We start from the raw sequence: 12,228 nt of genomic DNA on the forward strand, positions 1-12,228 counted from the left end.
GCCGCATCTTAACAAGTTTTTCATTTAATACCAAGTTTTACTGTACAGGTTTAAACATTGAGTGAACATGATCTGGCCCAAAAATATTAAAAACCCAATGCGTTAAGGCATAGTCACGCCTAGATGATTTATGATAGAAATAAATCTTAAATATATTGGATCAAAATGAAGATATTACACGCTGTTCAATTCTATCACCCTGCAGTAGGAGGAATGGAAGAAGTTGTTAAACAACTCTCTGAAAGTATGTCTAAACTTGGACATGATGTCACTGTTCTTACGAGCACAAATAGTTCACGTCATTTCACTGAACTAAATGGTGTAAGGATAGTAGATTTTGAAATTTCCGGAAACCTGGCAAAAGGTATGCACGGAGATCTAGAAAATTGTCAGAAATTTCTAAGAGAAAATCAATTTGATATTATTACTTGCTTTGCGGCACAACAATGGGCCACCGACATATTTTTTTATAAAGACCTTTTGAAAGAACTTAAGAGTAAAAAAGTTTTCGTGCCCACTGGCTTTTCAGGATTATTTGATCCTTTGTATTACAACTATTTTGAAAATATGAAAGAATGGTTTCTCTGGTTTGATAAAAATGTTTTTTTATCAAATGACTATAGGGATATTAATTTTGCTCGTAAAAACAACGTGACTAATGAAATAATCATTCCAAACGGTGCTTCAAAGGCAGAATTTAATCGAAAGTGGGTTCCAAAAAATAATGATGTTTTCAAAATTTTACATGTTGGAAATCACACTGGCCAAAAAGGTCACACCGAACTTATTCAACTCTACAGCAGATCTAAAATTGACAAAAGTGAACTACTTATAGTGGGAAGGCATAATTGGAAAGGAAGATGTTTTTTGAAATGCAAACTTAAAGTTTTCTTTTGGAATATAGTTTTTAAACTCAATCGATCTCAGAAAAAGATACTGATGAAAGAATTAAGTAGAAAACAAACAATTGAAGAATTTTATAGGGCCAATTTATTTTTATTTCCTTCAAATATCGAGTGTTCTCCAATTGTACTCTTCGAAGCAATGGCCTCCTGCACTCCATTTCTAAGCAGTGCAGCTGGTAACGCTCAAGAAATCATTGAGTGGACAGAGGCTGGGGTTTTGCTTCCTACTATCAAAAAAGATAAGAGAGTGATTATCGAAGAAAAAGAGTCGCAAAAGGTTTTTGAAGAGCTTTGCTTAGATAAACAAAAATTGAAAACACTGGCAAAAAATGGATACGATGCGTGGACTAGTAAATTCACATGGGAAGCTATTTCTCAAAGATATATAGATATGTATGAAACGCTTTTGGAGAACAAGTCATGATTTTTGTAAGATTTTATGGCGGACTTGGAAATCAGATGTTTCAATACGCAACGGGCAAAGCACTCGCCAAAAAAAGAGGACAAAAACTTTTCTTTGATCTTAGAGAATTTGATTCGGCCAATGCTAAAAATACAAAACGATTGTATGAGCTTAATCGTGCTTGTTTAGAAGAAAATATTGCAACCCAAGAAGAGTTTGAAGAATTGCCTCTTTTGAAATTTTCAATTCTCTATCCCTATTTGCGAAAACTAATAAAGTTAGGAATAATAAATTTAGAACAATTTGTTGTTGAAAAAGATTTTTATTATCAAGAGAATATTTTCAAAGAGAGAGATTCAATCTTAATTGATGGATACTGGCAATCACCAAAATATTTTTCTCATTTACAAAAAGAATTAAATGAAGATTTTACTCCTAAAATAATAAATAGCTTAAATAAACAACTACTTTTTGAAATTCAAAATTCACTTTCAGTTGCCGTTCATATTAGAAGAGGAGATTATGTTACTAATCCCCATGCCGCCACTTTTCATGGCGTATTGCCAATTGAGTATTACAAAAATGCACTTGCTGAAATTAAAAAAAAATATAAAAATGTAAAATACTTTGTCTTCTCTGACGATTTAAAATGGGTCGAAGAAAATATTGAATTTAATGATCAAACTGTTTTCGTCGACATTAATGGAATCGATCATGCCCTTTGTGATATCTACCTCATGTCCCATTGTAAGCATCATGTTATTGCAAATAGTTCTTTTAGCTGGTGGGGAGCTTGGCTGAATATGAACCCTGATAAAGAAGTTTATTATCCATATCGATGGTTTATAGGAGAGCGTGAAACTAAGGATCTCATACCCATGAACTGGAGGGAAATCAAATGGTAGAACTCTCAGTACTTCTTCCCGTTTATAACGCTCAAGATTTTATTTCACAAGCAATTGAGAGTATTTTAAAACAAACATTTGAAAATTTTGAACTTGTAATCATTGATGATGGATCAACTGATAATACAGCAAAAATAATTTCAAATTTTGTTGATAAAAGAATTCGTTATTTTAAAAACGAAAACAATTTAAAATTGATAGAAACCTTAAACAAAGGAATTTCACTTTGTGTAGGAAAATATCTGGCCAGAATGGATGCGGACGATATTTGCCACCCTCAGAGGTTTGAACTTCAAATAGCACATCTTAAAAATAATCCAGAAACTGCTGTTGTCGGGAGTAATATTATTTTTATAGACAGACACAATAGAATAATTGGTAGAGGAATAAAAGCACCTGAAACTCATCATGCTATTGTATGGGAATTTCTAAAAAGATGTGCACTCTATCATCCCACAGTAATGATTAATAAAGAATTAATAGGCAGTGAATTGTCATATGATTCAAATTATCCTCATGCTGAAGACTATGAACTCTGGATGAGACTGTCGCGAAAATTTAAGCTTGCCAATATGTCACAAGATCTTCTTCGTTACCGAATTCATAAAGAAAGTATAACTGCAAAATATTCGGATGAATCATTGTCTTCAATGATGAGAGCAATTACAAAAAATGCTCCCATTTCATTAAGTGAAAGAGAATTATTTCTTTACCGAATGCCCTGGAAAGTAAATCATCAGGATGATGTAAGTATATTAATCAATAATATTGGAAAAGAATTAGATCAATACTGCAACTCGGAAAATGTACAAGAACGTGAAATAAGAATCTTAAGGAAAAGTGTTTTTTCACGCTTGTTTTTCTTGATCATCTATTTAGTCAGTATCACTAAGACACCACAGATATATAAATTTATTCAACTAAAAAAAGTCATAAAGGTATATCAGTTTGAAATATTTCAATGTTTTATGAAAATGTGTCGTGATTTTTATCATCGATTTTTTAAAAGGTTTGTATTTGAAAGGGGAAAATAAGATCCAACTATGTAGAGTGGCCACTGTTCCATTTGCTTTTAATAGCTCTTTGAAGTTAATTGAAAAAATTCATGGGCCTCAAATTCATGTAACGCTTGTATCATCGGATGAATCTGGAGGAGAAATTCTGAAGAGCGCTCATATTGGAAAGTTTGCACCAATCAACATTTCAAGAGAAATTTCTCCTTTTCAAGATTTACTCTCTTTATTTAAATTGATTGTTTTTTTCAGAAAACATAAGTTTGATATAGTTCACTCAAATACACCAAAAGCAGGACTACTTGTATCTTTGGCCAGTATTTTTTGTCCCAAGACTAAATTTCTCCACACATTTACAGGTCAAAGGTGGGAAACCTTAACAGGGTTTAAACGCAAGCTTTTACGTTTTTTTGATAAATTAATAATAAAACTCGATGATAAAGTTTATACTGATTCCATTAGTCAGGCCAAATATTTGGAAGAACAAGAAATTGCTGGATCAAATCAATTGTCTTGCATAGGTGAGGGGAGTTTTGGAGGAATTGATCTTGAAAAATTTGATATCGAAAAAAAACAAAAATACCGAGAAGAAATCCGAAAAGCACTTTCGATTTCAAATTCTGAATCTGTCATCGTTTTTATCGGAAGAATAGTAAGGGATAAAGGTATTGTCGAACTCGTTCAAACCTTTGAAAATTTAAATCAATTCGTACCAAATATAAAACTACTTCTTGTTGGGCCATTTGAAGATTCTGGCGATCCTGTTCCTGAAAAAACAAAAATATCCATCGAGCAAAATCCTAATATTTTAACCGTAGGACATCGCAGTGATGTTGAAAAATATATTTGTGCTTCGGATCTCCTCTGTCTCCCTTCTTATAGGGAAGGATTTCCTACTGTTGTACTTGAGGCCGCTGCTTTAGAAGTCCCTTCAGTAGTTGCTGACGTGATTGGATCTATTGACACCATCATTCACAATGAAACAGGTCTTCTCTACACACTTAAAGATGATGGAGAACTTTCTCAAAGTCTGTCACAACTGATAACAGATATTGATAAAAGAATTGAATTAGGAATAAATGCAAGAAAACGAGTTATTGAAAAATTTTCAGTTGAAAGCGTAAAAACTGCTTATATCGCAGAATACAAGAGGATACTAAGTTGAAAAGAATCATAGACATTTTACTTGGAATATTTGCTTTTTTGCTTCTTCTTATTCCCTTTCTTATAGTTTGGGTAATGGTTAAAATAACCAGCAAAGGTCCCGCTCTCTATTGGTCAAAAAGAATTGGGAAAAATAATGAAATATTTCTCATGCCTAAGTTTAGATCTATGAAAATTGATACTCCCCAATTGGCCACCCACCTTCTTTCAAACTCTCAAGATTATCTTACACCAGTAGGTAAGTTTATTAGAAAAACAAGCCTTGATGAAATCCCTCAACTCTACTCAATTTTAAAAGGCGACATGAGTTTTGTTGGCCCCAGGCCTGCCCTTTATAATCAAGATGATTTAATTGCACTTAGAACAGAGAAAGGAATTCATAAACTAACACCAGGCCTAACAGGTTGGGCCCAAATCAACGGACGTGATGAAATACCTATCCCTCAAAAAGTAGATCTTGACTATGAATATTTCACAAAGGCCAGTGTACTTTTTGATCTGAAAATACTTTTTCTTACAGCGTATAAAGTTGCTTTTGGAAAAGATATTTCACATTAATTTTTCATTGAAATTATTTTCAATATTTCCAACTGGTTCACTCGGACTGTATTCCTCAACAACTTCTTTAAGGGATTTCTTAACATCTTCAACGGATGTATTCGGTGGCAAGTTGAGGAGATAGTCAAGCTTCGCTTTGAAATTGTCGGATAGAACACTCGTTTTTGAAATGAGTATTTTGGGATGTTCAGTACTTTTTGTATTTTCTGAATCGTAAAACAATTCTTCAAATAACTTTTCGCCAGGTCGTATCCCCGTGATTTCAATATCAATGTCTTCACCTAATTTTAGGCCAGAAAGCAAGATCATTTGCTTGGCCAAATCATAGATTTTAACAGGATCTCCCATTTTCAAAACAAATATCTCTCCCCCCTCTCCAAGCGCTCCGGCCTGAATGACGAGTTGAGTTGCCTCGGGAATAGACATAAAATATCTTTTGATCTCTTTATGAGTAACTGTTATTGGCCCACCTTTTTCAATCTGTTTTTTAAACAAAGGAATAACACTACCACTACTGCCTAGCACATTGCCAAATCTGACAATCATAAACTTCGTTTTGAAAGAGTCATTTTGCAAATCTAAACAAACCATCTCGGCAATTCTTTTGGTTGTTCCCATTACATTTGTTGGATTGATGGCCTTATCGGTTGAAACTAAAACAAATTTCTCAATGTCATATTTTCGAGAAAGACTTGCAACTATTTTTGTTCCATAAATATTAGTTTGTATGGATTCAAGAGGATTAAATTCCATGATCGGTACGTGTTTGTAAGCTGCAGCATGAAACACAACATTTGGTGTGTAGTTTAGAAAAATGGATTCCATTTTCTCCAGATTTCTCACATCAGCTATTTTATAGATAATGTTTTGTGAAGGAAAAGCTTCTATTAACTCTTGTTCGAGTTCATAGATAAAAAGTTCAGTTTGATCTAAGGCAATTAAAAACTTAGGCGAAAGTTGGCAAACTTGACGACATAACTCTCTTCCAATTGAACCTCCCGCACCTGTTATGAGGACAATCTTTTCTGAAATCATTGATTTCAATGATTGAATGTCCAAATCAACACTTTCTCGGCCTAAAAGATCTTCTGGCCCAACTCGTCTTAATTGTGAAAATTCTACTCTCCCATGAATAATATCTTTCATTCTAGGGAGAGTTTTTATTTCAATATTAAAACCTTTAAACCTTTCAACTATATTTCGAATTTGTGAACTAGAAGCAGAAGGAATCGCTATAAAGGCCTGCTTCACTCCTTGCTTTTCTACTAAATCAGGTATGATTTCACTCGTTCCCAAAACTTTAATACCCCTAATCGTCCTGCCTTTTTTAGATAGATCGTCATCTATAAAACCAACGGGCTCAAGTAGGATATTAGGATTTTGAATCATCTCTCTAACCAGTTGTTCTCCACCACTTCCAGCTCCAATGATAATCACCTTTTCAAATTCTACACCACTGGTATGGTATTTGTTTTTCATAGTTTTTGAGTCGTGCCAAAGTCTATAAATAAATCTTCCACCACCAAGCCCCATAACAAGTAGTAAAAAATTTATAATAGAAAAAGATCTAGGTATTTGTTCTAATCGAAAAAATAAGAAGAGCAAAACCATTGACATCACTGTTCCAGATAATGCTCCTTTAATGACACGAATGAGATCTGGAGTACTAGAAAATCTCCAAATTCCCCGATATAGACCATTAAAATACAAACAGGATAGACAAGTTATGAAATGAACAATTGTATAATAAGGAAAAAATTTAAAAGTAAAAATATCTGGAACAAGTTCACCAAAACGGATTGAAAAAGATAAAAAATATGAAATGAGTACGATACCTGCATCATAGATAGAGATAACAATCTTTTTTTGCCACAATTTAAGTGTTGAGAGGTTTTTAATCATAAATAACTCCAGAGCGAAAACATATCAGATTATTTAATTGTTTCATAGTTTTTGCTCATAAATAATGCAAGGCAATTTAATCGACATCTCTTCCGAGATGATTTATCTTTAAACTAGGGGGAAAAGTGAAAACAGCTGTCATATCCGGAGTTTCTGGCCAAGATGGTAGTTATTTAGCGAAATATCTACTTGAGAAAAATTATAAAGTCGTAGGTTTAGTCAGAAATGATCATTTTGAAATTGCAGGGCATAAGTATTTAAAAATTAATAATTTAATTCAACTTGTTGAAATTGATCTACTGGATGAAATTAAACTAAACTCAGTGCTCTCTCAAATTAAACCCTCGGAAATATATCATCTTGCTGCACAAAGTTCAGTCGGTGAGTCATTTAAAAGACCAAAAGAGACTTTTAATTTTAACATTAATTCAACGCTTAATTTCTTAAATTGGATAAAAGATTATTCGCCTCAAACCAAATATTATCAGGCCTCCAGCAGTGAAATCTATGGCAAAGTAGAACAACTTCCTATTTGTGAATCTACTCCCTTACATCCACTTAGTCCTTACGCAGTTTCTAAGGCCTCTGCTCATTGGGCCACTATAAATTACCGTGAATCATTTGGATTATTTGCTTGCTGCGGAATTCTTTTTAATCATGAATCAGTTTTGCGAAGAGACAATTTTTTTGTCAAAAAAGTGATAAAAGAAGCTCTTGAAATCAAAAATGGCCAAAGATCAAAAATGGCCGTTGGAAATATCGAAGTCAAAAGAGACTTTGGTTATGGGCCCAAGTATGTAGAGGCCATGTATTTAATGCTTCAGCAACCTAGACCAGAAGATTTCATGATTTGCTCTGGACATTCAGTTTCTCTAAAAGAAATCCTTGAGTATGTCTTTGAAAAAGTTGGGATTGAAAAATCCTCATATGAGATTTCAAAAGATCTCTACCGCCCTGTGGATATTAAAGATATCTATGGAAATAATCAGAAGGCAAAAGATCAACTTGGCTGGAATTACGACCTAAATTTTTTTGAGATTCTTGATATTTTAATCCAAGAGGAAAAAGATTATTCTGCCTTCGTATGATAGATCTTTCTTTTAAGGGAATCATAAAATGGCAAAAGACCAAGTTTACCAATTAAAGCTCTGAGAGAGTTTTTGAATTTCATTTTTTTTAAATATCGATATGATTTTTTAGAGAGCAGTTCATTCTCCTTGAGGGCCCTGAAACGCTCCTCAATTCCTTTCAAACCGCTAGTGCTCGAAATTCCATTTCCAAACATTTTAACCACTCCCTGACTTGGAATATAGTGGCCCTTAAATTGATTTTTAATCATGCGACACGCAAAGTCGAAATCCATGGCAACTTTGTAATCAAGTTTAAAATTACCAATTTTTTCAAAAACACTTGATCTCACAACAAGGGAAGGATGAGGGAAAGGCATTTTCCCATCATCAAGATCATTCGGAGAAACCTTAATTTCTTCATTGTTAATCGTTACAAAGATAATGTCCGAGTACACAAAATCTACTTCTGGATGTTCTAATAAATAGTTGTTGGCCTGATTATAATAATTTTGATCAAGACAATGATCTCCACTATTTAAAAAAGCAATCGAATCTCCTTTAGAATTTTCTATACCCTTGTTAAAAGCATCTGATATGCCTTGGTCTTTTTCAGAGATTGAAAAAAAATTTTGATGACTAAGCAAGTCAATGGTCTTCTGACAAGTTCCACCATTTATAACAACTCTTTCAATATAATCACAGTCTTTGACTGACTCTAGAGTATCAACTAATTCTTCAAAATTGTTAAATGTAATAGTAACCAATGAAATCATAATATTTTATAGCACAGGTTGAAACTTTCAACAATCTTTTGAGACTCGCCAAACGGCCAAAAACATGAGAGTCTTTTTCACTGTTGTAAACTACTTGATGAGTTAAAATGCATTTTATTAGAGCTAAAGAAAATTATTCAAGATTAATTGATAGACATATAAAACCGATAATAACCAACGGAAATTTTATAGAATTTTTGCTGGCACTTTCTATTCTTAAAAGGCCAATGCAACATAATCTTTTTTTTAACGCGATCCCATTACTGTTTGGACTAGGTCATCTGTTGTTCCTTAAAAAAGTAAATAAACTTTTTTGGCCATACTTAATTATGCTTGGAATTGGAATTGCTAATGCCTTTGTTCTTGGAGAGTGTGTAAGCTTGATAAGAATTGGTCAAGTCATTTGTCTTATTTCATTTGCTCATTTTAGTTGTGAATACATTAGCAAAGATAATTTAAAAAAAATATGTGAATATATAGTCTATATCGGTGGAATTCAACTTCTCTTAGAAATAATTATTCATGGGCCAGTGGGACTACCGAAAATGTATTTTGGATTTTCGCTTCCTCGATTTGAAGGGCCAATTGGAGAATCCAACTATTCAGGACTTATTTTTGGTGTGGCCTGTATGGTACATCTTTCTTTTAAAAAGTACTATTTTGCTCTTTTTTCATTTTTGGGTGTTATCGCAAGTGTAAGTCGAACTACAACTGTTATGATTATTTTCTTTTTGGCCTTCTACTTATTACTCAAATTATCAAATGAAAATATTAGAAAGTATTGGAGTATTATAGTTGTTTGTATCCTTAGTACTACCCCAATTGTTGTTTATTTACTTTATCATCATGCTGATTATGAGGTTTTAGATTTTATAGAAAAGAAAAGCTCTGGACGTTTTTTTCTTCTAGTTCCTTATCTTAATATGGGAATTGAGAATATATTTGGTGTTGGATATTTTCGTGGAATCGAACGTTATCCTGAATATTTAGAACCGATTATTGAGTTCACTTCAAAGTTTAGAAAACCTCAAATAAATGAGCAACATAATATTTTTATGCAGGTATTCTCAGAATTTGGCCCTATTGGGTACGTACCTTTTTTAATTTTTCTTTTGCAACTCTTTTTCAGAGTTTCATATAAAAAAGAGGATCTTTGGAAAGTGGCCATCTTGATGTCTCTTTTTATTGGTTTTTCTTTTCTCAATGGACTGAATTCTTTTTCTCTTTATCTTCTTTTAGGATTTTGCTTAAAAAATAATTCAGAATACATTTTACCCAAATTTAATAATAGGTGACGTTTGAATATATTATTCGATTATCAGATTTTTCAATTTCAAAACTTTGGTGGTATTTCAAGATATATCTATGAAATCATAGCAAGATCAAAAAAAGATCCATCCCAAAACTGGAAACTTCATCTCAATCACTCATATAATGAATATCTTACAAATTACGATATTTCTTCACACTCTTCAATATTTAAAGATTTTCATTTTAGAGGGAAAGAAAGACTTCGAACATTGATAAATCAATGGGGACTTAGAAAAAAAGTAGCACAAGCCGATTTAGTACACCTTACATTTTTTGATGATTATTATCTCAATCTGTATCGAGATTTGAAAACTCCCTATTCAATAACAATTTACGATATGATCAATGAAAATTTTCCAAACTATTTTGGCCAAAATGATCCTTTGCCTGCGAAAAAGAAAAAACTTATAGAAAACGCTCATCTTGTACTTGCGATATCAGAATCAACGAAACAAGACATTTTAAAATATTGTCATATTTCAGAAGAAAAAATTCATGTGATCTATCTTGCTTATTCATTAGATAATATGCAAAAAACAAATCATTTGAATTTACCAGATGATTATTTACTCTTTATTGGAAACCGTTGGGCATATAAAAACTTTGAAAAAATGTATGAGGCCGTAAGTCCAATTTTAAAAGATCATTCACTCCATCTTCTCTGTGGGGGAGGGCCAAAATTTTCACAAGCAGAATTAAAAAAATTTGAAACAGATGGCGTACAATCTAAAATTCATCATTTACCTGTGCATGATAATGTCACTCTTGCAGAGATTTATCAAAGGGCCAGATTATTCATTTTTCCTTCACTTTATGAAGGATTTGGTATCCCTACTTTAGAAGCAATGTCACAAGGGTGTGCTGTTGCTCTTGGAGATAATTCCTCTCTTCCTGAGGTTGCCGGAAATGCTGGATTATATTTTGATGCAAATTCAACTGATTCTATCAGAGAAGTGATTAGTCAATTTTTAGAAAATGAACAAAAACAAGCAGAAATAAAACAACTTTCCCTCGAACAAGCTAAAAAGTTCTCATGGGATAAAACATATTTGGAACATGTTAAGGCCTTTGAAAAAATTGTGAAACTATAAACTCAGCAATGGCCGGTGAAGAAGTAAGACCAGGAGATTCTATTCCCAAGCACTCAATATATTTTGCAAGGGGAGATTGAATGATAAAATCTGTATAAAGCTCTCCATTTAACAATATCTTTGGTCTAATTCCACAGTAGTCTAATTCAAGTTTCTCGGTTTCAATTCCAATAAATTGTTTTTGAATAGGCCCTATAAACTCAGAAATTAAATTGCTATTCATTGAGTAATTAATTTCAGCAATTGGTTCAGTGTTTGGGCCAAAACGTAGGGTACCATCAAGATCAAAAGAAGTGTGGATCCCCAGACCTAGGAGGTTATGATGAGGTATCGGATACAGAAGAGATTCATTATAAAATTTCTGATGAGTTTTAATATAGTTTCCTTTCACAAAGAAATTTTCAATATCAAAAAGCCCTAATTTTTTTCTCAGATCAACTGCTCCGTGCCCTGCACAGTTGATGAGATACTCACACTCAAAACGATAGTCCCCACAATCAAGCTCATAAGATTCTGAATGTTGAACAATATCCAAGACAGTAATATTTTTTTGAAATATCACACCTCTATTAAAAAGAGATGTCTCAATTTTCTTGATTGCACTAGGTGCATCGATGACACTGGTAGACTCAATAAAAATACCATCTAGCAAATGAGTATAGATTCTTAACTTCTCTTGTTCAGAGTTAGATATGGAACGGAAAGGGATATTTTTCTCAAGTGCCAGTTGTTTATACTTATTTAAGTCTTCAAGCTCGTTCTGTGTTGTTGCAAAGAGATACTTCCCACAATTTTTTTTATCAATTTGAAATTCTTGACACAAATCGTTCCATAGTTCAAGGCCATGCATACAAAGGCGGTGCTTTTTGGAGTTCATTGGATAATAGATACCGGAGTGGAGTACACTACTATGACGCGCTGATGTTTCATCGCCACAAAAAGGATTTTTCTCTAAAAGAACTATTTCTTCTGGATTTACATATTTACTTAATTCTAATGCTGTTTGCAGGCCAATAATTCCACCACCGATGATGGCAACCTGTATTTTTTCCATATTAAACCTCGTTCATACTTAACACCATTATCAATTTTCAAGCTTATAAGTCCATATATATAAATTGGATTTCCTCTTT

The 12,228-nt window shown here is 33.0% G+C and carries 11 protein-coding genes; 8 read left to right on the forward strand and 3 right to left on the reverse strand.

What is annotated here, in order from left to right:
- The first annotated feature begins 165 nt into the window (after positions 1-165).
- From H6622_12795 to H6622_12815, 5 genes are read left to right on the forward strand one after another with little or no spacing between them, the layout of a single operon-like run.
- On the forward strand, positions 166-1,329 hold the full coding sequence (locus H6622_12795; GenBank protein MCB9062391.1) for a glycosyltransferase family 4 protein: 1,164 nt from the start codon (positions 166-168) through the stop codon (positions 1,327-1,329).
- Positions 1,326-2,213, forward strand: coding sequence for an alpha-1,2-fucosyltransferase (locus H6622_12800; protein ID MCB9062392.1), 888 nt, complete (start codon positions 1,326-1,328; stop codon positions 2,211-2,213). Before H6622_12795 ends, H6622_12800 begins: the two co-directional genes overlap by 4 nt.
- Positions 2,207-3,247 (forward strand): glycosyltransferase, encoded by a 1,041-nt coding sequence (locus tag H6622_12805; protein ID MCB9062393.1) that lies wholly within the window; start codon positions 2,207-2,209, stop codon positions 3,245-3,247. The genes H6622_12800 and H6622_12805 overlap by 7 nt, the downstream gene beginning before the upstream one ends.
- Positions 3,195-4,391 carry a glycosyltransferase family 4 protein gene (locus tag H6622_12810; protein ID MCB9062394.1) on the forward strand — a complete coding sequence of 399 codons (1,197 nt, stop codon included), beginning with the start codon at positions 3,195-3,197 and terminating at the stop codon, positions 4,389-4,391. The genes H6622_12805 and H6622_12810 overlap by 53 nt, the downstream gene beginning before the upstream one ends.
- Positions 4,388-4,948, forward strand: coding sequence for a sugar transferase (locus tag H6622_12815; GenBank protein MCB9062395.1), 561 nt, complete (start codon positions 4,388-4,390; stop codon positions 4,946-4,948). Before H6622_12810 ends, H6622_12815 begins: the two co-directional genes overlap by 4 nt.
- Here H6622_12815 and H6622_12820 read toward each other — a convergent pair.
- Positions 4,940-6,850, reverse strand: coding sequence for a polysaccharide biosynthesis protein (locus tag H6622_12820; GenBank protein ID MCB9062396.1), 1,911 nt, complete (start codon positions 6,848-6,850; stop codon positions 4,940-4,942). The two genes, H6622_12815 and H6622_12820, sit on opposite strands and share 9 nt — an antisense overlap.
- Positions 6,851-6,975: 125 nt before the next feature.
- Between H6622_12820 and H6622_12825 the strand changes: the two genes are divergently transcribed.
- Positions 6,976-7,938 carry a GDP-mannose 4,6-dehydratase gene (locus H6622_12825; protein ID MCB9062397.1) on the forward strand — a complete coding sequence of 321 codons (963 nt, stop codon included), beginning with the start codon at positions 6,976-6,978 and terminating at the stop codon, positions 7,936-7,938.
- Here the strand turns inward: H6622_12825 and H6622_12830 are convergent.
- On the reverse strand, positions 7,920-8,693 hold the full coding sequence (locus H6622_12830; protein MCB9062398.1) for a glycosyltransferase: 774 nt from the start codon (positions 8,691-8,693) through the stop codon (positions 7,920-7,922). The genes H6622_12825 and H6622_12830 overlap by 19 nt on opposite strands.
- Before the next feature lie 107 nt (positions 8,694-8,800).
- Between H6622_12830 and H6622_12835 the strand changes: the two genes are divergently transcribed.
- Together H6622_12835 and H6622_12840 are read left to right on the forward strand one after the other, a co-directional pair.
- Positions 8,801-9,988, forward strand: a complete 1,188-nt coding sequence (locus H6622_12835) for an O-antigen ligase family protein (protein MCB9062399.1) — start codon at positions 8,801-8,803, stop codon at positions 9,986-9,988.
- 3 nt (positions 9,989-9,991) lie between these two features.
- Positions 9,992-11,095: a glycosyltransferase family 4 protein gene (locus H6622_12840; GenBank protein ID MCB9062400.1), complete on the forward strand. Its 1,104-nt coding sequence runs from the start codon at positions 9,992-9,994 to the stop codon at positions 11,093-11,095.
- On the opposite strand, the gene H6622_12845 is transcribed toward H6622_12840, so the two are convergent.
- Positions 11,064-12,149, reverse strand: coding sequence for an FAD-dependent oxidoreductase (locus H6622_12845; GenBank protein ID MCB9062401.1), 1,086 nt, complete (start codon positions 12,147-12,149; stop codon positions 11,064-11,066). The two genes, H6622_12840 and H6622_12845, sit on opposite strands and share 32 nt — an antisense overlap.
- Positions 12,150-12,228 lie beyond the last annotated feature (79 nt).

Source organism: Halobacteriovoraceae bacterium, assembly GCA_020635115.1.
In the GTDB taxonomy this organism is placed as follows: domain Bacteria; phylum Bdellovibrionota; class Bacteriovoracia; order Bacteriovoracales; family Bacteriovoracaceae; genus JACKAK01.

Excerpts from the sequence above, each read along its gene's own strand:
- H6622_12795 (MCB9062391.1), top strand. The coding sequence starts at position 166 with ATGAAGATATTACACGCTGTTCAATTCTATCACCCTGCAGTAGGAGGA.
- H6622_12800 (MCB9062392.1), top strand. The coding sequence starts at position 1,326 with ATGATTTTTGTAAGATTTTATGGCGGACTTGGAAATCAGATGTTTCAA.
- H6622_12805 (MCB9062393.1), top strand. The coding sequence starts at position 2,207 with ATGGTAGAACTCTCAGTACTTCTTCCCGTTTATAACGCTCAAGATTTT.
- H6622_12820 (MCB9062396.1), bottom strand. The coding sequence starts at position 6,850 with ATGATTAAAAACCTCTCAACACTTAAATTGTGGCAAAAAAAGATTGTT.
- H6622_12830 (MCB9062398.1), bottom strand. The coding sequence starts at position 8,693 with ATGATTTCATTGGTTACTATTACATTTAACAATTTTGAAGAATTAGTT.
- H6622_12835 (MCB9062399.1), top strand. The coding sequence starts at position 8,801 with ATGCATTTTATTAGAGCTAAAGAAAATTATTCAAGATTAATTGATAGA.
- H6622_12845 (MCB9062401.1), bottom strand. The coding sequence starts at position 12,149 with ATGGAAAAAATACAGGTTGCCATCATCGGTGGTGGAATTATTGGCCTG.